This window comes from Paenibacillus sp. MMS20-IR301 (genome assembly GCF_032302195.1).
In the GTDB taxonomy this organism is placed as follows: Bacteria; Bacillota; Bacilli; order Paenibacillales; family Paenibacillaceae; genus Paenibacillus_AQ.
The window spans coordinates 3010618-3032102 of record NZ_CP135275.1 but is presented as its reverse complement, the minus strand read 5'-3'; the positions used below and the strand labels follow the sequence as shown (position 1 = coordinate 3032102).

General features: G+C 53.5%; 19 protein-coding genes and 1 tRNA gene. 15 read left to right on the top strand and 5 right to left on the bottom strand.

Features of this window, described 5'->3' with window-relative positions; all coding sequences use genetic code 11:
* Nucleotides 1–160: 160 nt before the first annotated feature.
* Complete coding sequence (locus LOS79_RS13500) at nt 161–1396, top strand: M20 family metallopeptidase (RefSeq protein WP_315420516.1); 1236 nt, start codon at nt 161–163, stop codon at nt 1394–1396.
* Between the two features lie 30 nt (nt 1397–1426).
* Here the strand turns inward: LOS79_RS13500 and LOS79_RS13495 are convergent, their stop codons facing one another.
* Both LOS79_RS13495 and LOS79_RS13490 read right to left on the bottom strand, forming a co-directional pair.
* Nucleotides 1427–1759, bottom strand: a complete 333-nt coding sequence (locus LOS79_RS13495; RefSeq protein ID WP_315420514.1) for an antibiotic biosynthesis monooxygenase family protein — start codon at nt 1757–1759, stop codon at nt 1427–1429.
* 353 nt (nt 1760–2112) lie between these two features.
* Nucleotides 2113–3828 carry an ABC transporter ATP-binding protein gene (locus LOS79_RS13490; RefSeq protein WP_315420503.1) on the bottom strand — a complete coding sequence of 572 codons (1716 nt, stop codon included), beginning with the start codon at nt 3826–3828 and terminating at the stop codon, nt 2113–2115.
* 221 nt (nt 3829–4049) lie between these two features.
* On the opposite strand from LOS79_RS13490, the gene LOS79_RS13485 reads away from it, so the two are divergent.
* The 4 genes from LOS79_RS13485 to LOS79_RS13470 all read left to right on the top strand — a co-directional run bounded on the left by LOS79_RS13485 (nt 4050) and on the right by LOS79_RS13470 (nt 9218).
* Complete coding sequence (locus LOS79_RS13485; RefSeq protein WP_315420501.1) at nt 4050–4154, top strand: YjcZ family sporulation protein; 105 nt, start codon at nt 4050–4052, stop codon at nt 4152–4154.
* A gap of 203 nt (nt 4155–4357) precedes the next feature.
* On the top strand, nt 4358–5593 hold the full coding sequence (locus tag LOS79_RS13480; protein ID WP_315420499.1) for a CynX/NimT family MFS transporter: 1236 nt from the start codon (nt 4358–4360) through the stop codon (nt 5591–5593).
* A gap of 897 nt (nt 5594–6490) precedes the next feature.
* Nucleotides 6491–7510, top strand: a complete 1020-nt coding sequence (locus LOS79_RS13475; protein WP_315420497.1) for an ABC transporter substrate-binding protein — start codon at nt 6491–6493, stop codon at nt 7508–7510.
* A gap of 115 nt (nt 7511–7625) precedes the next feature.
* Nucleotides 7626–9218, top strand: a complete 1593-nt coding sequence (locus LOS79_RS13470) for a helix-turn-helix domain-containing protein (protein ID WP_315420496.1) — start codon at nt 7626–7628, stop codon at nt 9216–9218.
* Between the two features lie 7 nt (nt 9219–9225).
* Here LOS79_RS13470 and LOS79_RS13465 read toward each other — a convergent pair whose 3' ends face one another.
* Genes LOS79_RS13465 through LOS79_RS13455 form a run of 3 tightly spaced genes read right to left on the bottom strand, consistent with a single transcriptional unit; the run spans nt 9226 to nt 11503 of the window.
* The gene (locus LOS79_RS13465) at nt 9226–10440 is read right to left on the bottom strand and encodes an MFS transporter (protein ID WP_315420495.1); all 1215 of its coding nucleotides are present in this window, start codon (nt 10438–10440) and stop codon (nt 9226–9228) included.
* Nucleotides 10437–11039 carry a LysE family translocator gene (locus LOS79_RS13460; RefSeq protein WP_315420481.1) on the bottom strand — a complete coding sequence of 201 codons (603 nt, stop codon included), beginning with the start codon at nt 11037–11039 and terminating at the stop codon, nt 10437–10439. Before LOS79_RS13460 ends, LOS79_RS13465 begins: the two co-directional genes overlap by 4 nt.
* On the bottom strand, nt 11036–11503 hold the full coding sequence (locus LOS79_RS13455) for an Lrp/AsnC family transcriptional regulator (protein WP_315420478.1): 468 nt from the start codon (nt 11501–11503) through the stop codon (nt 11036–11038). Before LOS79_RS13455 ends, LOS79_RS13460 begins: the two co-directional genes overlap by 4 nt.
* A gap of 212 nt (nt 11504–11715) precedes the next feature.
* On the opposite strand from LOS79_RS13455, the gene LOS79_RS13450 reads away from it, so the two are divergent.
* The 10 genes from LOS79_RS13450 to LOS79_RS13405 all read left to right on the top strand — a co-directional run bounded on the left by LOS79_RS13450 (nt 11716) and on the right by LOS79_RS13405 (nt 21455).
* Nucleotides 11716–11799, top strand: a tRNA-Leu gene (locus tag LOS79_RS13450).
* Nucleotides 11800–11971: 172 nt separating this feature from the next.
* The gene (locus tag LOS79_RS13445) at nt 11972–12331 is read left to right on the top strand and encodes a BlaI/MecI/CopY family transcriptional regulator (protein ID WP_315420475.1); all 360 of its coding nucleotides are present in this window, start codon (nt 11972–11974) and stop codon (nt 12329–12331) included.
* Between the two features lie 9 nt (nt 12332–12340).
* On the top strand, nt 12341–13666 hold the full coding sequence (locus tag LOS79_RS13440) for a M56 family metallopeptidase (protein ID WP_315420473.1): 1326 nt from the start codon (nt 12341–12343) through the stop codon (nt 13664–13666).
* Nucleotides 13667–13838: 172 nt separating this feature from the next.
* On the top strand, nt 13839–14510 hold the full coding sequence (locus tag LOS79_RS13435) for an RNA polymerase sigma factor (protein WP_315420471.1): 672 nt from the start codon (nt 13839–13841) through the stop codon (nt 14508–14510).
* Nucleotides 14479–14769 (top strand): hypothetical protein, encoded by a 291-nt coding sequence (locus tag LOS79_RS13430; protein WP_315420469.1) that lies wholly within the window; start codon nt 14479–14481, stop codon nt 14767–14769. The genes LOS79_RS13435 and LOS79_RS13430 overlap by 32 nt, the downstream gene beginning before the upstream one ends.
* 22 nt (nt 14770–14791) lie before the next feature.
* Complete coding sequence (locus LOS79_RS13425) at nt 14792–15667, top strand: ABC transporter ATP-binding protein (protein WP_315420467.1); 876 nt, start codon at nt 14792–14794, stop codon at nt 15665–15667.
* On the top strand, nt 15664–16905 hold the full coding sequence (locus tag LOS79_RS13420; protein ID WP_315420465.1) for an ABC transporter permease: 1242 nt from the start codon (nt 15664–15666) through the stop codon (nt 16903–16905). Before LOS79_RS13425 ends, LOS79_RS13420 begins: the two co-directional genes overlap by 4 nt.
* Nucleotides 16902–17534, top strand: coding sequence for a hypothetical protein (locus LOS79_RS13415; RefSeq protein WP_315420462.1), 633 nt, complete (start codon nt 16902–16904; stop codon nt 17532–17534). Before LOS79_RS13420 ends, LOS79_RS13415 begins: the two co-directional genes overlap by 4 nt.
* A gap of 224 nt (nt 17535–17758) precedes the next feature.
* Nucleotides 17759–21226 carry a PAS domain S-box protein gene (locus LOS79_RS13410; protein WP_315420460.1) on the top strand — a complete coding sequence of 1156 codons (3468 nt, stop codon included), beginning with the start codon at nt 17759–17761 and terminating at the stop codon, nt 21224–21226.
* A 40-nt stretch (nt 21227–21266) separates the two neighbouring features.
* Complete coding sequence (locus LOS79_RS13405; protein ID WP_315420457.1) at nt 21267–21455, top strand: DUF6954 family protein; 189 nt, start codon at nt 21267–21269, stop codon at nt 21453–21455.
* Nucleotides 21456–21485 lie beyond the last annotated feature (30 nt).

Genomic DNA, 21485 nt, shown 5'->3' with positions numbered 1-21485 from the left:
GGGGAAGAAGCTGATATATTTATCTGTATCAAGGTTTTGTTCTGAAGAATACAGTTAGACGTGGGCAACGTGACTTTTTCGGCTGCGAAAACTTACAGGATCACGTAGATTTCATCATAAGCTGAACTGAAACTACCTAAACTAAGGAGGAGGGTGGACTATGATCAATGTACGAAGCCGCGGGTTCGCCGTGCCTTTTTTGCAGCGTCTGATCGGGGCGGATACCTGCAATCCGCCCGGCAATGAGCACGGGCTGTCATTGCTGCTGCAGGAGACACTGCAGGAGCTGGGCATCGCCAGCACCATTACGGCTGTGGAGGAAGGACGGAGCAACCTGGAGGCGGTGATTGCCGGCTCCGGCAGCCGGAAGCTGATGTTCTGCGGACATCTGGATACGGTCAGCCCTTGGAGCGCTGCGGCAGGCCGTTATCCGCCGCATGGTGCGGTAATCGAAGGGAACCGGATGTACGGCCGGGGCACATCGGATATGAAAAGCGGCCTGGCCGCCATGCTGCTCGCCGCAGCCTCACTGCACCAGGACGGCATCCGGCTGGCCGGTGATCTGCTCTTCCTGGCGACCGCCGGGGAAGAGGTCGACAGCTGCGGAGCACGGCTGTATGCGGAGCAGCACCGGCATGACCTGCCGCTGCTGGATGGCCTTGTCATCGGCGAGCCTACGGGCAGCCGGGTGGCGGCCGGACACAAAGGCGCGCTCTGGCTGCGCATTTCCCTCTTCGGGCGCAGCGCCCACGGCTCCATGCCGCAGCTTGGGCTGAACGCTGTGGAGGGCATGATGGAGCTCATTGCGCTGCTGCACCGCCATGCGCTGGAGTGGCAGGCTGCTGATCCGGTTCTCGGCTCCAGCAGCTTATCGGTGAACAGGATTGTCGGCGGCGTGCAGACTAATGTTGTGCCGGACTACTGCAGCATAGATGTTGACATCCGCACCGTCCCGCCGCTCCGGCATGGTCCGCTATTGCAGGAGATTGAGGATAAGCTGCAGGAGATTCAGCTGCTTCATCCGGAGTACCGTTATCAGGTGGAGCAGCTGCTGGACCGCAGTGTAGTATATACAGATCCGGGCCAGCGGCTGATTACTGCGGCGCTTGAGGTTGTTGCACAGCGGGGGGACAAAGAGGAGAGTACCGGAAGCGAAGAGGATAAAGGGAGTCTGGGGAGATCAGTCAGCTCAGAAGCTGAAGTGCAGGGCGTACCCTATTATACGGACGGCTCCGTGCTGCATGATAACGGCAGGCTGCCGGTGTTGATCTACGGTCCCGGTGACCCCCGCCTCGCCCATCAGCCGGATGAGTGGGTGGATATCGACGCCTATCTGGACTCAATCAGCTTCTATCGTGAGCTGGCTATCCGCTTCCTGGGTACGGTTCAGGAATAGAGGGGATTTAGGGATGACGTCTTTGATTTGTCAGACCCTCTTTTTATCAAATTCGTAGTCCCGTTCAACCTTGCATATTCTTGTCTTGTAGGTTTGATACCAATCTGCTATTCCTTTGTGCTGGGCGGCTAAATGCCGCTCATTCTGCTTCCAGTGCTGAATGGCTTCGAGCGAATCCCAATAGGACACAGTAATCCCGACACCTTCTCTGGCACTTTCTACACCAAGGAATCCAGGCTGGAGAGCGGCAAGCTTCAGCATTTCATCGGCCATTTCCGCATAGTGGTTATCCCCGGCTGTCCGTTCAGATGTGAAAATCACTGCATAATAAGGGGGTTGTGGTGTTCTTGCAATCGCACTCATGAGTTCCCTCCGTTAAGTAATAATTTCTCTATAGTAACCTATGTCCTGCTCAAATTGCTAGTATTGCTGATATTGCTGACAGTTGCATCAGACGGAGCAGCCTTACGGACTACAGAGCCGTTATTTGAGTAAATAGGAACGGCTGTGGTGTCCGCTGCGATTAGAAAATCGATCTCCAGCATAATCACTGGCATTGCTGTCACATTCTAAAAATCATCCACTGCCCATCACCGCCCGCCGCCGCACCACGAGCATAGCCCTCTTCCTTCATAAAAAGCAAAACAACCCTCCATCCAGCCGGAAGGCTGCATAATGGAGGGTTATCCCGCACACAAAGTTAAATCCCAAATCCCTTAAGCATTATACTGCGCCTGATACAAGCGGCTGTAAATGCCCCCGGCATCCACCAGATCCTCGTGGCGGCCTTCCTCAGAGATGCCGTCCTCGCTCACGACGATAATCCGGTCGGCGTTCTTGATTGTCGTCAGGCGGTGAGCGATGACCAGCGTTGTACGGCCGACAGACAGCTCGGCCAGAGACTGCTGAATCGCTGCTTCCGTCTCGGTATCGAGAGCCGAGGTTGCTTCATCCAGAATCAGGATCGGCGGATTCTTCAGGAACATCCGGGCGATGGCGAGGCGCTGCTTCTGTCCGCCGGACAGCTTCACGCCGCGCTCCCCGATCACTGTATCCATACCGTCCGGCAGGTTGTTAATCAGCTCCTCCAGGTGGGCGCGCCGGGCAGCCTCCCAGATATCACTCAGCTCTGCGCCAAGCTTGCCGTAGGCGATATTCTCGCGGATCGTGCCGGAGAAGAGGAACACGTCCTGCTGCACGATACCGATTTGCTTACGCAGCGAGTTAAGCTTCAGATCACGGATATCGGTGCCGTCAACGGTAATTGCTCCTTCTGTAACATCATAGAACCGCGGCAGCAGGCTGCAGATGGTCGTTTTACCGGCACCCGACGGCCCGACGAAGGCGATAGTTTCACCTGCACCGACATTCAGGCTGATGTCCTTCAGTACCGGACGGTCTGCATCGTAGCCGAAGCTGACATTGTTGAAGCGGATATCTCCGCGGAGCAGGCCGGCATCCAGAGCGCCAGGCTTGTCTGCGATATCCGGCTCCGTATCAATAACCTCCAGATAACGCTTGAAGCCGGCAATTCCCTTTGGATAACTTTCAATAACGGCATTAATTTTCTCGATGGGCCGGAAGAAGATGTTAGACAACAGAATGAACGCAACGAATTCCCCGATTTCGAGATCTCCCTGAATGAAGAACCAGGCGCCGCAGACCATCACGACAATGGTGATCAGACGGGTCATCATGTAGCTGACCGAAGAGCTTTTGGCCATCAGCTTGTACGCCATCAGCTTCGTTTCGCGGAACTTCTGGTTATCGACAGCAAACAGCTCTTTTTCAAATTCTTCATTGGCAAAAGACTGGACTACACGGATTCCGCCGACATTGTCCTCAATCCGGGCATTGAAATTACCTACATTGCCGAAGAGACGGTGATAGGTTTCTGTCATATTGCGCCCGAAATGGATGATAACCCAGGCCATAATCGGCACGATGATGAAAGTGATTATAGCCAGCTGGAGATTGATATCGGCCATCAGCACAAATGCCCCGATCAGTGTCATTACAGCGATGAATACATCTTCAGGACCGTGATGCGCCACCTCGCCGATATCGTTCAGGTCATTGGTAATTCTGCCGAGCAGATGGCCTGTTTTATTGTTATCGAAAAAGCGGAAGCTGAGCTTCTGGATATGATCAAACATTTTTTTGCGCATATTGGTCTCGATATTGATGCCCAGCATATGTCCCCAGTAAGTGACAACATAGTTCATTGCCGTGTTCAGGGCATATATAACGAGCAGTGCAACGCAGGCAATCAGGATCAGCGGCCAGTCCTGGCCCGGCAGCAGGTCGTCAATGAATTTGTTGACCGCCACGGGAAAAGCAAGCTCCAGCAGCCCGGCACCTACTGCACAGGTGAAGTCGAGGATAAACAGCTTCTTATAAGGACGGTAATAGGAGAAAAAACGACGCAGCATCTCTTGTTCACTCTTTTCTGTAGTGTGTTATGTATCCGGCAATTGAGATTGATTCTCAAATAAACCTTATTCTTAGGATACTAAAGGAGGGTCACACGATTTGTCAACGGTGAGATGATTAAAATTATGTATAAAATCCGGGAATCCTTGCCAGTTCACCCAAACCGCGGGAGCTGTTTCTACATATTTTAACTGTATTCAAGTGAAAAGGAGGAGTCATCATGAGCGAAAATGTTGGGGGATACGGCGGAGCTTTCACTTCGACTGGCGCGATTCTGGTTCTGTTCATCCTGCTCGTAATCATCAGCAGATCTTTCCTGGTATAATCAGGCCATAGTTCACGACAGCCGCCGGTCCTTGTGACCCGCGGCTGTTCGTGCTGCGGATCGCCTGCTATAATGGAATAATGCCATGGCTTGTAAGCAATTAACCTGCTGCTGCAAGTCCGGCATAATACATACACAGCTTCATTTCTGACAAGCCTGGGCTTGCCGGGTGTTTTTGCTGCGACCTGGAGGTACTACCTAACATGAAGAATAGCCGTAAAGTAACCAACAAACTGGAAGCTGGCAGTCTGCGGACACAGGACTCCGGCACGGGCAGCCAGTGGCTGCTGGTCATAGGAATTATCTGTGTTGCCGCAGCGCTCCGTGCCCCGTTCACCTCAGTCGGGCCTCTGCTCGAGATGATCCGTGATGATCTCGGGCTCTCTAATACACTTGCCGGTGCAATCACAACGCTGCCGCTGCTGGCATTTGCACTGCTGTCTCCGTTCGCTCCGCAGCTGGCCCGTAAGCTTGGACTGGCTAATATCCTGATGCTGTCCATGCTTGGGCTGTCTATGGGCATTCTGATCCGTTCGGCTTCCGGGACAGTTGCCTTTTTCCTCGGCACAGCTATGGTCGGCTTATCGATTGCACTCTGCAACGTGCTGCTGCCGGGATTAATCAAGGGGAAATTTCCGCAGCGTATTGGTCTGATGACCGGTATTTATACGGTGTCCATGAATATGTGCGCTGCTGCCGCCTCAGGAATCAGTGTTCCGCTGGCGGAGCAGGCGGGGCTTGGCTGGAGGGGAACCCTGGCCCTGTGGTTCATTATTGCGGCACTGGCCACATTATTCTGGATTCCGCAGATGAAGAAGCTGAGCCAGGGAAGCACGGGAGCTGTACAGTCTTCGGCCGTACGGGTATGGCGTTCTCCGCTGGCGTGGCAGGTTACGCTGTTCATGGGACTGCAGTCTCTGCTCTACTACGTTCTGATTTCTTGGTTTTCCGTTATCCTCGGTGAGCGGGGGATGTCGCCAGGCCATGCAGGCTGGATACTCTCACTAATGCAGCTGGCTCAGCTGCCGTTTACCTTCTTCGTACCGCTATGGGCTGGACGGATGAAGAACCAGCGTATGCTGGTTGCGATTACAGCAGTTTTGTTTATGGCCGGCATTTTGGGAGTCTGGCTGGGCAGTACGGAGCTGATGGCCGTGTGGGCGGTCTGCATCGGAACCGGCGGCGGATTCGCTTTTGGCCTGGCGATGATGTTCTTCAGTCTGCGCACACGCACTACTCAGGAGGCAAGCGAGCTGTCCGGAATGGCCCAGTCTGCCGGTTATCTGCTGGCAGCAATGGGACCTGCGCTGTTCGGTCTGCTTCATGATAGAACGGACAGCTGGAATGTTCCGCTGGCTGTGCTTGCAGCAGCGAGCGTGCTGCTGTTCGCTGCCGGAATGGGAGCCGGGAGCAACCGGTATGTGGGGGACAAGAAGTAGAGAGCTAACTATACTTATTGAATCTGGTGATTTCATAACACACTCTGTTAACAATCCGGTGTTAAACTCAGTTTATCCTCAGTTGTATGTATTACATAACGTTTATGGACTTTAGACCCCGCCGGGTAACGGCGGGGTCCTTTTTTTGCAGTAAATTATTCTTATATAGCTTGAACTGGAAAGCTATATGTTGATCTAGAATTGCTGAAAGGCCGAAATTCATTCTAATGTATTCACCGCTTACCCGCGCGATAGCTTATTGTACACGATTGTTGGCGTTCGCTCCCTCTAAGGAAGCTAAGCGTGGAGGTGGGGCAGGTTATAGAGGGTCAATCCCCTCTGTCTGGTTCAAGTACACTCCCAATCTGACGCTTAAGCGGACATCACAGCCTTTATTCGCTCCAAAAAGGTCATTGGGGCGGGCTTACGGACACGACGGCCCTTATCCGCCTCTTATCGTGGACAAACTCCGCTTTTCCGGTGAAATAACGGCGCTCATCCGTAAGACCGGCACTCAGGTACCTTTCTGAAGGCTTAACGTCTCTCATGTCCGTAACGCTAAGCTGGTCACTTGAACAATCGGTGCGTGACTAATTACTGCTGTTCATGGCGAAAATCCAGTAACGCAGGCGGTCACTGGCATCCCTACAGCTCCCCTCCACCGACTCTCCTTTTTCTAAATTATATTAGTTCAATCTATATAATTCTTGCTGAAGCAGTACTGTCTATATGAAGGCAGAGATGTATCTGCTGGTTTACGGTTGATGCAGCCTGCGAGTTTGTATAAGTTTTTTGCAGAGAAAGTGCATTGAATGCTGATCAGGACATGCTACTATTGTCAATAAGATTACCTGAGAATGATAATCAATGAAAACAGACATAGGAGTGAAGAGAGTAATGACAAGCCGGGGGCGTAAATTCATCTGGACCATCGTATTAATACTGGCAATGTCCGCTTTGGCGGCTTGCGGGGCCGATAACAATGCAGGGGACGCTAACGCCGCCCAGACGGGGAATGCAGCGGGGCAGGCACAAGCTGGCACAGCTCCAGCGGAGACTGGCAATGAAGCAGCTTCAGAAAGTGCCACAAGAACTGTTACAGGGGAATTCGGAGATGTCGAGATTCCGGTGAATCCTCAGCGGGTAGCCGGAATCTATGTAGAGGATTATCTGAAGGCGCTCGGTGTAACACCGGTCGTCCAATGGTATCATCCCAGCTGGGGCAAGCAGGATTATCTGGATCTGGATGTGCCGGAGTACGACATTACCGGAAGCATTGAAGCACTGCTTGATAAAAATCCGGATCTGATCATTGCCGACGGCGGAGCGGATGAGGCGAAATATGAGCAGTATTCCCGGGTGGCCCCGACTTACCGTCTGCCCGAGGCCGTACTGCAGGATTCGAGACTGATGCTTGCCGCCATAGCAGATGCGCTGGGCATTCCGGAGAAGGCCGAGACTGTGCTTGTGGAATACGACCAGAAGGTAGAGGCTGGAAAAGCGAAGCTGCAGCAGGCGCTTGGACAGGAGAAGGTGGCAGTAATCCGGCTTAATGTGGCGGACAAAACCTTTGCTCTTTTCGGAGTTGAAAACCGTTATACCGGTGTAATCTATGATCAGTTTGGTCTGACACCTGTCCCTATGGCTGCTGAGATGACAGAATACCAGTCCATTATTTCCGAAGAGCTGATACCTGAGCTTGAGGCAGATCACATTATTATTTTCCCCGATAACGGAGGCTGGGATACTGCAGCGAATCAGGAAGCCATTGGAATCCTCGATGGCCCGCTCTGGAAGAACCTGCCTGCGGTGAAAAATGGAAACATCTATAAAATGGAGCGATCCCACTGGCAGTCTGGTGCAATCACGGCCAATTCAATGAAGCTGGACGATCTGCTGCAGGCAATGGTGAAATAACAGCATAAAGTGAATATGGAGATAAAAGCGGAAAGAAGATCTATCAGAGCGTTGATAGATCTTTTTTTTATTTTACACTATAATTATGATAATGGTTCTCAATTGGAGGTGTGGGATGGCAGATCAATTACAGAGATATAGCGGAAAAAGGCTGTTCTACAGCCTGATTAATATAGAAGCGGCAGCCCAGTCCCCGGCGGAGACTGAACAGCTTGCCGTATATCCGAAGCATACACTAATCATAGTGTCGGCAGGGCAGGGCTGGCTCAAGGCGGACGAGAGAAGATATCTTCTGGAGAAAGGTGCGGGATTTCTGGCAGAAGCCGGATCTCTGAACAGAATCCAGGCTGGAGAGAGCGGAATTAGCTTTTACCGGCTTACCTTTGAGCTTATTCTTACAGGACAGGAGGAAACGGACAATCTGCCCGGGGCAGGCATGCTGCAGCCGGGATATCTCTATTGCAGGCCGTATTCACAGTGTGCAATGCTGCTGGATTCCATATGTCACAGCCGCAAAAGTATGGAGGATATCGAGTGGTTCGCGGCTCAGACCCGCTTCCAGGAACTGCTATTGCTGATTATGCGGGCGAATGCCCCGGCAATAAGGTCACAGGATGATCTGGAGGCTGTAGAACGGTCAATCCGTTATATGGAAGAACATTTCAGCGAAGCCTTATCCGTTGACCAGCTGGCTGAGATTGCCGGGATTGGCCGTACGCGTTATACCCAGCTTTTTAAAGAGATTACAGGTGAGATTCCACTCGAGCACTTGAACGGTCTGCGTATTGAACGGGCGCAGCAGCAGCTGCTGCTGACGAAGGACCGGCTGCATGACGTTGCACAGGCTGTCGGTTACAGCAATGAGTACTATTTCAACCGCCGTTTCAAGGGAATGGTTGGTGTAACTCCCGGGCAATACAGAAGCCTCCATCAGGAGGGGGGCCGTGTATTTGCCCCTTTTCTTGAGGATTATCTGCTGGCACTCGGCATTACTCCGGTAGTGCAGTATTGTCATGCCCAGTGGGGCAGACAGGAATACCTGGGTCTTGATCAGGTGCCGGCATTCGATATTTCGAGCAGAGACTGGGAGGAGCTCTCCCGTTATATGCCCGATCTGATCATTCTGGATGACGGCTATCAGCGCTGGCAGCTGAGAGAGTGCCGCCAGGTAGCCCCGCTGTTCCGGCTCCCGTTCCATCAGGAGGACTGGCGCGCTACCCTGCGCTCAGCGGCTGCTGTCTTCGGCAGGACTGACCGTGTACAGGAGGTCATCAGCAGCTACGAGCAGACGGCCCGCCAGGCTAAACGGATCCTCAGCCGCAGCGCCCGGGGACAGACGGCGGCACTGCTGCGTCTCTCTTCCTGTGGAATTACTCTTTATGGAAGTGAAGAGCTGGGGTACTCCGCTAATGTTCTGCATGAGGATCTGGGCCTTCAGCGGCCTGAACTTGTCCGCAGGCTTACCCGGGGACAGAAGCGGGTAAGCCTGAACAGTGAAGAGCTGTCCGGGCTGACTGCAGACCATCTGTTTATTACGTTTGACCGGCAGGAGGGTGAAGGCCGTGAGCTGCTTGAATCACAGCTATGGAGAAGTCTGCCTGCCGTACGTAACCGCTGCGTGTACGAGGTTGATTTCATGGCCTGGATGAATTATGGTGTACTGTCCCATCAGCGTAAGATTGAGGATGTGCTGAAGGTATTGGCATGACCTGCCGTCATAACCTGCGGATCGGCGAGATAGCAGCTATCATCACCTCAATCAGCTTCGCTCCGGCGGCCAGCAGGAATACAGCGGCGGGGGACAGTGCACCGCTCATCCAGCCGCCGAGCAGGGCGCCGGCCGGCATGGCCGTGCGGGTGACGACTCTTGAGAAGCTCAGCACTCTCCCGAGCAGCTCGGGAGGAACCTGCTCCTGGCGGATGGAGGCGGACAATACGGACCAGGCGGTATTGCAGGCCGCAACCAGTCCGAAGCCGATTCCCGGTGCCAGCCAGGATCTGTTGAAGCCGGCCAGCACGAAGCCGCAGGTTCCGGCCAGCAGCAGCACCGGGATCAGCCGTCCGCGCCGGAAATAGCGGTCAAGCCAGATTATGGCGAGACTTCCGGCCACCCCTCCTGCTGCAAGCAGGGTATAAGTGATGCCGATTTGTCCTGTATTTAATTCAAGGGCAGTAATCAGATAGTACGTCAGAGTGGCATATGCGGCACTGTATCCAAAGTTGCCGATAGCAGCTTGTAAAGATAAAGCAAGTTGAACCGGACTGCGGATCAGCCAGAGAAAGCCCTGTGACAGTTCAGAGAATACAGCCGGGTTGGCGGTACGCGGCCGTGCCGGTTCCCGGGGGAGCCGGTACAGAGCATATAGAATGGCCGCGAAGGAAAGGACATCCAGCCACAGGATCGCAGTGATGCTCATGAGAACGGCGAGCCCTCCGGCAGCAGCCGGGCCGAGCATATCGGCCAGCTGGCCTGCGGTCTGGACACCGGCATTGCCGCGGGTAAGCTGCTTGCCGGCCAGCTGCGGAATAATTGTAACAACGGCAATATCATAACCGGTTGATAATAAGGACAGGAGCAGCGAGATGATATACAGCTGCCAGACCGCGAGCCACCCGAAGTGCGCAAGCAGGGGGATAGAGGCGATGATCCCCATCCGGCCAAGGTCGGCCAGGAGCATCAGCCTTCTGCGGTTGAACCGGTCCAGAATTACTCCGGCAAAAGGCGCGAAGAGGATAACCGGCAGCACACTAAGGGCAAATATTGAACTCATGACAAATACAGAGCCGGTCAGCTTGTAAGACAACAGCGGCAGGCAAAAGGAGTAAAGTGCGTCTCCTATCCGGGAAATAAAGTAGCCGAGCAGGAAATGATTAAGGCGGGTTGACTGTTTCGCTGGCCGCAGCAGTTCTGGCTTAAGATTGGTGGTCATGCCGACAGAATACCGTATAAGCTGTACAGAAGCAGAAGGACTGATGAGGCCGGGCGAAGTATTCGGCTGAAGCCGGCGGGCAGCCTGCCGCTGATCCAGACGATAAGCCCGGATAGCAGCAGCCACCAGGAACAGGAACCTATGGCAATGCCGGCCGGCAGATATAGGGAAGTACCGATGGCGCTGCCGAGTGAAGCTGCCAGGGCGACAAATGACAGCAGAGTAGCCGGATTGGCCAGAGTCAGCAGAAAGGAGGTAAGCAGGCTGTAGCTGATTCCGCTGCGGCTTGCGGCTTCCGGCTCTGCTGATACCGGAGCAGGTGAGAGGCCCTTCACCCCGAGGTAGCCAATGAACAGGCTGCCCAGCAGACGAAGCGGCAAGGCATAGTCCGAAGTGAATTCATTCACAAACCGGGAGCCCGCAACAGCCGCCAGGGCATATATGCCGTCAGCCAGTGCGATTCCTGCACCGGTAGCAAGGCCGGAGCTGAAGCCGGACTTCAGTGTCCGGTTCATGCAGAGTACTGACATCGGGCCTACCGGGGCAGCAATGATGAAGCCGAACCCCAGGCCGCTTAACAGTGCAGGCCAGTGGCTCATGGCGCATGCTCTGCCGGCGGCAGCGGAATATTAGGTGTCTCCTTGACAGTCCCGAGAATGATAGTGGTGCGGGTCCGCACGATTCCAGGCAAGCCCTTAATCTCTTCACTGATAATCCGTTCGAGATCCTTTGTTCCCCGGCAGCGCAGCTTCAGGATGTAGTCATCATCCCCCGCAGTGTGATGGCATTCCTGAATCTCCGGCAGCTTCCTGACAAGCTCAATGAAGCCTTGCCGGTGCTCCGGCCGTTCCAAGGATACAGCAATTAGTGCTGCCAGGCCGTACCCGGCAGATTCAGCGTCGATGAGCGCAGTATATCCCGTAATAACCCCCTGCTCCTCCAGCCGCCGCACCCGGTCTGCTGTGGCCGGAGAAGAGAGGCCGAGCTGACCGGCAAGCTCGGACCAGGTGATTCTTCCGTGGCTCATAATTGCCGACAGTATTTTATAATCTAAAGAGTCCATTCTCGTCAACCTTTCTTAATTAAGTTTTGACGATAATATACATTATAAAATTAATTATCGCAATGATATTACTTATTATAATTTGGTGTCCTTCATTTCCGTCTTCAGATTTAAGCTGGTTTGAGCTTATCATTAGAAAAAGTGCTTGCAATTTATATTCAAAGAGAGTATAGTCTTAATTACGGTGATTGAATCACTATCATACATAATATGCGGTCGTGGCGGAATTGGCAGACGCGCACGGTTCAGGTCCGTGTGGTAGCAATATCGTGGAGGTTCGAGTCCTCTCGACCGCATCTTGTCTTAGGGAACAGGTTCTCTGATTGGCTTACAGCCAGCAGAGAGCCTGTTTTTTTGCATTCAAAAGTCAGACTACTGAAGTAGTTTGACTTTGTCTGGACTATTGTGATAGTATCTAATTAAATCAGACTACTGTAATAGTATGAGGAGAGGTGAGACGGGAATCAAATGGAAATTAAACTTTTCGATTCTGAGCTGAAAGTCATGGATGTGTTATGGAAAGAGGGGGTTCTGACGGCCAAGCAGCTTGCCGGTATCTTGAAAGAACAGGTCGGGTGGAACAAGAACACTACGTATACCGTGATCAAAAAATGTATTGAAAAAGGTGCAATTGAACGAATGGAGCCTAATTTTCAGTGCAGGGCAACACTTGTCAAAGAGCAGGTGCAGCAGCAGGAGGCGGAGGAGCTTGTCAACAAAATATTTGACGGATCGGTTGACCTGCTGTTTGCTTCATTATTGAACAAGAAAAGCTTGTCGCCGGAGGAAATCAAACGGCTGAAGCAGCTTGTTAATGAGCTGGAGTGAGCAGCGGATATGACTATTCTTGATAAGAGCATTTCTGCAGCGGTAATGATTATTGCCGTCGCCGCCATTCGTTCGCTTGTTTTATACAAACTGCCCAGAACGACATTTGTTGCCTTGTGGGGAATCGTGATGATCCACCTCTTTAACCCCTTTTCATTCACATCACGGTTCTCGGTTTATGCCGGCGTTGACCTGTTGAAGCAGGCAGTGGCAGGAGCGGGTGCAGACGGAACAGCTCCTTTATCCCCTTCCGGAGATCATGCCGCTCAGGCAATTGTCCGGCTTACAGGAATAGAAACGCAGGCAGCCTCCGTATCTGTGTTCCAGGTGATCTGGCTCTCAGGGGTGTTAATCTTCGGAGTGTTATTCATTACACTGTACCTGAAATGCCGCAGGAAATTTGCAACCTCTCTGCCTGTAGCGGATGATGCGGCTGCGTTCTGGCTGAAGGAATATCCTGCACGGCGATCTGTGGACATAAGGCAGTCTGACAAAATTATTTCTCCCCTGACCTATGGTATATTCCGTCCCGTTGTGCTGCTGCCGAAGGCAATGGACTGGAGCAATGAGGCGCAATTAAGACATATTCTTGCCCACGAATTCGCTCATATCCGGCGGTTTGATGCGCTGACCAAGCTGCTCCTGGCCTTTACTTTAGCTGTTTATTGGTTCAATCCTTTAGTGTGGCTAATGGTAGTGCTGGCAGGCCGGGATATTGAACTGTCCTGTGATGAAGCGGTTGTCAAAGGCTTAGATGCCCCTGCAAAAACAGCCTATGCGATGACACTTATCGGAATGGAAGAAAAGAAAAGCGCGCTAACCTTGTTGTTTAACAATTTCAGTAAACATTCCATTGAAGAAAGGATAGTGTCTGTTATGAAAATGAAAAAAACTACTGTTATGGGAATGACAGCAGCCCTGGCTCTGATTATTGCTGTGCCTGCTGTGTTTGCCGCTGAGGCTGCCGTAGCTCCGGACCAGGATGCCGAGAGTGCAATTGTCCTGTCAGTCACAGATAAAGTGACGGGGGTAACCAGCATCAGTGAAGATGACGGAGTGACCTGGATGGAGGAAAGTGAGTATCTCAAGACTCATCCTGCGGCGGACATCGTCTGGTGGACAGCTGACGAGTATCAGAAATGGCTTGATCAGGAGAAGATAGAGCTTCAGTCCTTAGCCGATGCCCCGGGCTGGTCACAGGATAAAATTGACAATGCGGTCCGTATGTATGAAGAGAATCTGCAATATATCAAAGCCGGCGGGAAGCTTTCGAGGACCGTCAACGGTGATGACAGCATAGTGTATTCGGACGGGACGCTTGCTGGTGAAGAATAATAAGAACAGCTGAACGGAGAGGGCCGGGTGCCCTCTCTTATTTTTTGATAAAATATATCTATTCAGGACTGTAACCTTTTGCCGGACATAAACGAATAACCTGCAGATGGCTCGGCAGGAGAGGAGGCGGCGGACGACGGACGGGAACGGGGGCAAGAACACAGGAGCTATCATGCCGGATGCGGAAGCCGAAGGCCTGATGGAAGAGGAGACGATTATACGCAGGTTCCGGGAAGGAAGCCTGGACGCATTTGAATGGCTGGTCCGCAAGTACCGGACACCTGCAGTAAGGTTTGCTTACCATTTGACCGGTGATTATCATACCGCTGAGGATTTGGCCCAGGACTGCTTCGCCTATCTGCTGGTCTATCCGGAGAAGTATGATTACCGCGCAGCTTTTCAGACCTATCTGTTCACGATTCTCCGTAATAAAAGCATTGATGTTATGCGCAGGAATGCCAGGCAGCGGAGAATGCTTGAAACCGGCGGGGGTGACAGTCCCTGGTATCCGGGCCGGCAGGGGAAAAATGCGGCAGATGGCCGGCCTGAGCTTAGCGGCGCCATACATAACGGGACTGCTGATGATCCGGCACAGCTGGCGGTGATCCGCGAAGAGGATCTGGAATGGCGCAGAAGGCTGCTCCTGCTGAAGCCGGAGTACTGTCAGGCAGTCTATCTGGTGGATGTGGGGCAGATGTCTTATGCGCAGGCGGCAGCGGTGATGGGCAGGAATAACGTAAGCTTCAAGGTGCTGCTGCACCGGGCTCGCAAGAAGCTCAGGCAGATTTACGAAAAGGAGGAGTGGGATTGTAATGTCAACCGGACAGGAGCAAACATTTATTGACGAGGTGTACCGGAAAGCCCGTCTGCTGGAGTATGACAAGCGTGAGGCGGAGCTGGTGCTGCGTAACCGCAAGCTGCTGGCAAGGCGCAAGACGGTGACCTCATCAGGCATTGCAATCATAACTGCGGTATTTGCCTTTATGATCCGGCTCGGCTACATCGACCAGGCCTTATGTGTAGCGCTGTCGCTCCTTCTGATTGCAGCAGGTCTGCTGCTGGAGAAGCTTGACTGGTCCTGGAGCCCGGAGAAGGACAGATGATGAGTTAGGGGAGGATACATGAATGGAGCTTAATATTAACGGTCTGACCAAGACCTATGGAAACAAACAGGCACTGCAGGAGATCAGCTTTCGGGTAGGAGAGGGGATTCACGGGCTGCTTGGACCGAATGGAGCGGGGAAAACAACTCTCATGCGCCTGCTGGCCACCCTGCTTGAGCCGACTTCGGGGACGGCTGAGATTGGCGGCGTCAGCCTGCAGGACAAAGCCCGGGTCCGTGAGCTGGTCGGTTATCTGCCGCAGGAATTCGCCTTCTATCCGGGGATGACGGTATTTGAGGCGATGGATTATCTTGCGCTGTTATCCGGTATCGCCGGAGGTGCAGAGCGGAAGCGGAGAATTAACGGATTGCTTGAGCTGGTTAACCTGACTGAGCAGCGCCGTACCAAGGTGAAGGCATTATCGGGCGGGATGAAACGCCGGCTTGGTGTAGCCCAGGCGATGGTGCATGAGCCGAAGCTGCTCATTGTGGATGAACCTACGGCAGGACTGGACCCCGAGGAGCGGATCCGTTTCCGGCGGCTGCTGGGCCGGTTTGCCGAAGGGCGCATCGTCCTCTTGTCCACACATGTGGTTGAAGATGTGGAATCGACCTGTGAACAAATGACGGTGCTGCATAAGGGAAGTCTGCGCTATCACGGAAGAATAGGGGATTTGACCGCCGCTGCCGCCGGACAAGTCTGGGTGGCAGAGCTTGAACGGGCGGAGTGGGAGCAGAGCCGTGACCGCTTTCCGGTATTGTCCGCTGTGCCGGAAGGAAACGGCATGCGGGTCCGGGTGCTGGCAGATGTGCAGCCTTATGCTGGAGCGCAGCAGGTTACGCCGTCGATTGAGGATGCTTATCTGCATCTTATGCGCAGGGAGGAATCCTTCGTATGATGGCGCTGATCGGCAAAGAGATGCGCATGACGCTGCGCAGCCTGGTCTTTTACCTGTTTATAATCGTAACCTGTTTCTTCTACTTCACTTCGTATGCCACGGAGGAAACCTGGGGTGAGGTCGGCCCTCCTGCAGTAGATGTTACCCCGCAGAACATAGGGACCGCAGAGCATCCTTATTACGGCTGGAAGAAACCTGCGAACACACTGGAGCTTGCCGGCAGAATGAAGACGGAGATTGGCTTTGATCTGGGCAGCGGGATTATTGAAAAGCTGAGATTGGGTTTTCCTGTGAAAAATACGCTTGATGCCGGTGAGCGGGAGATCCTCACAGAAGCGGTCTCCAAGCTGGACGCGGTCCTGCTGGCCCCTGAGCAGTATACGATGGAAGAGGTCTACGCTATTGCCGGGGAGATAGACAAGCGGCTTGGCGGAAACAGCATGTATAAAGTGGGTTTAAGAGATTACAGCTTCCCCGTTGAAAATTATGATGATGCGGTAAAGCTGCAGGAAGATATCCTTGCTGACTATAGCGCGAAGGTAGAAGCGGGAGAGCTGCTGCCCGGGGCTGCGCGTTACTTCAGTGACTATATGTCACTGCCGGCTGGAATGTTCCCAGTCTTCATCTCTGCCTTTCTGCTGCTCCGGGACCGTTCCAGCCGGATGAATGAGCTGATCTACAGCCGCCGGATCTCCCCTTGGGTGTACGTCAGCTCCAAATTCCTTGCCCTGGGGATTATGTCATCGCTGGTGTATCTGATCGTGGCTGTCCTCGGCGGCTGGCAGACCGTGGATACCCTGGGACTAACCGGACAAACCGGGCAGGCGGTTGGCATTTTCCTTGGCTACACGGCCTGGTGGCTGCTGCCAACGCTTTGGGTCTCCATTGCGTTTGGAATGTTCGGCTCCATGCTGTTCCGCCGGGGAATCGTACCGATTGCCCTGCAGATTCTCTGGTGGTTCTTGTCCCTGCTGCCGCTAATGGGCTCTTACGGGCTGGGCCGGCTGATTATCCGCTTCAACTCCCCTAACGATTACGGGCTCTACAGGGGATGGAAGAATGAGATTGCGCTGAACCGCAGCTTCTATCTGCTGCTCACTGTGTTACTGATTGCCGCAGCTGCATGGCTCTGGGAAAGAAACCGCAGCCGGCTGGATTCAGCAGGTATGACGGCCAAGAAACGTTCCCGGCGGAGATCCCCCGCCGCACCTGCAGCCGCACCGGAGGGGGGCAGATGAGGCGGCAGAATCTCGCTCCGCTGGCTCGTTATAATCTTAAGCTGACAGCGAATTACTCCTGGCTGCTGGCTGCTGCATTGGCGGTTGTGGTGCCCTTCTTCATGGAGCCGGCACTGATGGAGCGGACCCATGCAGCGAAGCTGGGGGAGCTGCTGATCAGCTTCCTCGGACTGATCGTCTACCCGCATCTGGGACTGCTGGAGAGCGGCGGAACCGGTGAAGTGCTGTACGCCAAGCGGATAAGGCCGCTTCCGGTCTTTCTCTTCCGCTGGCTGCTGACCACCCTGTATCTCTTCACTGTCATTGCTTTATTGTTCGCCTGGCTGCATCTCCGCGGTGCCGAATTTGCGCTATGGCCGATGATTGGCGGGGTTGTGATTACAGCGGCAGCATTCGGGACAGCCGGATTGACGGCTGCAGTCCTTACCGGAAATGTGTCTGCGGGTTATATCGCCGGCTTCACCTGGTATCTGCTGGATTATTCAACCAAGGGTAAGCTGACCGGACATTTCTATCTCTTCGGCCTGCTGAAAGAGGAATGGGATAACGATAAGTGGCTGCTGGCCGGCCTGTCGCTGGCTCTTGCCGTATTCTGTGCCGCCTGGCTGCCGCGCCGGAGACTGGACTGACAGATTACATCTTATAACAACCGCCTTGATGTCGTGAAAACGACTAAGGCGGTTTATTTTTTTGCAGCGGAACTATGGAGGCGAGAGAACAGGCTTCAGGTCTGAAGCATAATTGCCGAAAAAAAGGTATACTGTTTATAATTTATCCTTCTATTTCTCGCTGAAACGGATACCGTCCCTTAAGGACGGCGTAGCCGTTTCCACTTACAGAGGAGGCTTTGGCCTTGTCCGATATACTTTTCAAACACTTGTATTTGCGGTCCTCCATAGGATTTGCAGTGGTATCTGTTGATGATGGTACTATGCTTATGGCCAATCCTGCCTTCTGCGGGATGTTTGGGTATGCGGAGGATGAGCTTAAGAAGCTGGGTTATCTGGATATCGCCTACCCGGAAGACGGGCATACCGCGGATCACGGGCTGATAATGAAGGCACTGCTGCGCAGCCCGGGTGCGGCTGTAGATAAAGAAAAACGGTTTGTGCGCAAGGACGGGGAGATTATCTGGGTTGCGCTGCATATTTTCCTGATGTTTGATGATTTGACCGGAGAACCGTCCCAATTGATTGTGGAGATGAAGGATATTACCGCGCGCAAGGCGGCAGAGAAGAAGATTGAGGAGGACCATCATCTCTACAAGCTGATTACGCAAAATACGCCCGATATGATCTCCTTTGCCGATCCGGACGGGACGCTGCGGTATGTATCCCCTTCTGTAGAGACGCTTATGGGATATTCCGCCAGTGAGATGATCGGCAGCAAGCGGCCGGATTACTACCACGAAGAGGATGCCCTCGAGATGACAGAGAAGGGGAAGCTCTACTCGGACAGCGATGTGTTTACCCGCCGGGCCAGGCATAAAGACGGCCGCTATGTCTGGATTGAAAGCTCATTTCAAGTCATGCGCAACAGCGAGGGTGAAGTCATACAGGTGCTGACCATCGCCCGTGATATTACAGAGCGGAAGAAGTATGAGGAGATGCTGGCTTCCGCGCAGGAGCTTGGACAGATGGGGTCGTGGGAATGGGATTCGGTTGGCAAGAAGCTGACAGTCTCCCGGCAGCTGCGGGTTATCTTTGAGCTGGGCGGAAGCAGCGCTAATCATACTGTTATTGAATACGGGCAGTTGCTGGCATGCGTGGTTCCGGAGGATCTCGCGGCGCTGCGTGAGGAGCTGCATTATACATTGCAGTCAGGCAATAAGGGGGAAGCTGTCTTCCGGATTGCAGGCTGCAGCGGCGGCCGTAAGGTGATTTATGCTCACTGGGAAGTCATTCTCGATGCCTCGGGTAAAATCCTGCAGATCAGGGGGATTGTACAGGATGTAACGGAGCGCCACCGGATGGAGGACCAGCTGCGGGTCAGCGAGCGGAATTACCGCCTGATCTCGGAGAATTCCCAGGATTTCATCTCACGCAATGCGACGGATAAAAAAGCAACCTATCTGTATGCCTCGCCAATATGTCTGCAGATGTTCGGGTATACCCCGGAGGAAATGGTCGGTACAAGCGGGATGGATTATATTCATGCGGATGACTACACCCGCGTGCAGGAGTTTCTGGACAGAAGCAAGCAGGGGCAGCAGCTGGAGCCGGTAGTATTCCGTTTTTTATGCAAAGAGGGTACTTATTTGTGGGTCGAAACCACGCTGCGTCATACGGAGACAGGAACCCCCGGGATTACAGAGATGGTCGGGGTTACGCGGAATATATCCGAGCGCAGGCAATATGAGCTGAAGATGCTGGAAAGTGAGAACCGCTACAAGTCGCTGTTTGAATATAATCCTTCCGCCATCAGCGCAATGGATCTTGCAGGCAGCATCCAGTCACTGAATGCCAGCCTGCAGCAGCTGACGGGCTATTCCCGGGATACCCTGCTGTATTCAAGCTACAGTGAGATTATTGAACAGGATGAGCAGGAGTTTGTGAATGAGCGTTTTGTTGCGGCTGCCGGGGGGACCGCCCAGACCTTTGAGACTAAGGTGATCCGCCGGGACGGGCAGAGGGTGGATGTCAGCATGATTTATGTGCCGATTCTGATGGACAGCCGGGTGGTCGGAGTATTTGCGATTACCAGCGATATAACAGAGCGCAAACGCCATCTGGAACAGATCGAGAAGCTCAGCTACGAGCATGCCCTGATCTTGAACTCTGTGTCTGAAGGGATTTTCGGCATCAATCTGGCCGGGGAGACGGTATTCATTAATCCTGCGGCTGCGGTGATGCTGGGGTATGAACCGGGTGAGCTGGCCGGTAACATCAAGCTCTATACGATTGCCCAGACCTGGACGGACGGGGAAATGTTCCCGGGTGGACGCAGCATGATGACGGAATTCCTCCTGGGCCAGCATGCCTATGAGGAGCAGGAAGGAATATTCTGGCGGCAGGACGGCTCCAGCTTCCTGGTCAAATACCGGATGACTGCCTTGTACGATAACGGGGAGCATAAAGGTGCTGTAGTCGTATTCCGTGATATTACCGAGGAGAAGGCTATAGTGCGGGCCAAGGAATCTGCCGAGCAGGCCGACCGGGCCAAATCTGAATTCCTGGCCATTATGAGCCACGAGCTGCGCACCCCGATGAACGGGATCATTGGTATGGCTGATCTGCTGTCGGGAACAGAGCTGTCAGAAGAGCAGCAATACTACACGCAGATTATTAATAAAAGCGGCGGCGCGCTGCTCCATATTCTGAACGAAGTGCTGGATTTCAGCAAAATCGAATCTGGCATGATGACACTGGACCTGCAGCCGGTTGATATCCGGCAAGTGATTCAGGGCGTCTGTGAGCTGTTTTATCCGCGGGTTAAAGAGAAGGATCTGATACTCCGCAGTGACGCAGATCCCGCAATCCCGGGACTTGTAATTACGGATGAGAACCGTCTGCGGCAAATTCTGGTCAATCTTGTCGGCAATGCCGTCAAGTTCACGGAAGAAGGGGAAGTGGAAATCTCGGCGAAGCTGGAGGCGGAAGGGGAACTCGGCTTGCTGGTGCTTAAGTTCGTGGTGAGAGACACCGGCATTGGAATTCCGCAGGGCAGCCAGAGCCTGCTGTTCCAGTCCTTTTCACAGCTGCATCCGTCTATTAACCGCAAATACGGGGGGACCGGGCTGGGGCTTGCTATCAGTAAAAAGCTGGCTGAGCTGCTCGGCGGGACCATTGGTGTCGACAGCAGTGAGGGGGAAGGCTCGGAGTTTTATTTCACGATAGAGGTTATGTCTGCCGGAGAGGCTCCCGGCCATCACGCCCGCGCAGGAGCTGTTTCTGCGGATGAGTATAAGAACGGGATCTTCGAGACGGAGGTGCCTGAAGGCCAGTATGGCCCCTTGTCCATCCTGATTGCCGAGGATCATCCGGTGAACCAGCAGCTGCTGCGGGCCTATCTGCTCAAACGGGGATATGCTGCGGATGTAGTCCAGAACGGGAAGCTGGCAGCCGAAGCTGTGCTGGCCCGGAATTACGATCTTGTGTTTATGGATATTCAGATGCCGGTCATGGACGGAATTGAAGCCACCGGAGTGATCCGTGAGGAGAAGGGGCTGTCTCCGGTAATTATTGCCGCTACGGCTTTTGCGAGGAAGGAGGATAAGGAGATGTGTCTGCGTGCCGGAATGCAGGACTTCATCTCCAAGCCGATCCGCACCGAGGAGCTGGACAGGGTGCTCAGGGAATGGTCGGCTAACCTGCGGATTTGATAAGGCGATGGATAGAGCTGCGGGAGGGATCCGTTCGACAATGAGATGGATGATCTATATCGGATTTGCGGTACTTTACTTGCTGACGACACTCTATGGCCTGGGTCCGGTTCTGCTGGCTGACGGTTCATTCCGCGAGCGGATGCTGACTCTGGCTGTCGTGCTGCTGATCTATGCAGGGATTACCTGGGGGCTGAGGGATCTGCTGAGGCGGACAGGCAAACGTTGACAAGCTTTCCCTGACTGCTTTATAGTTATG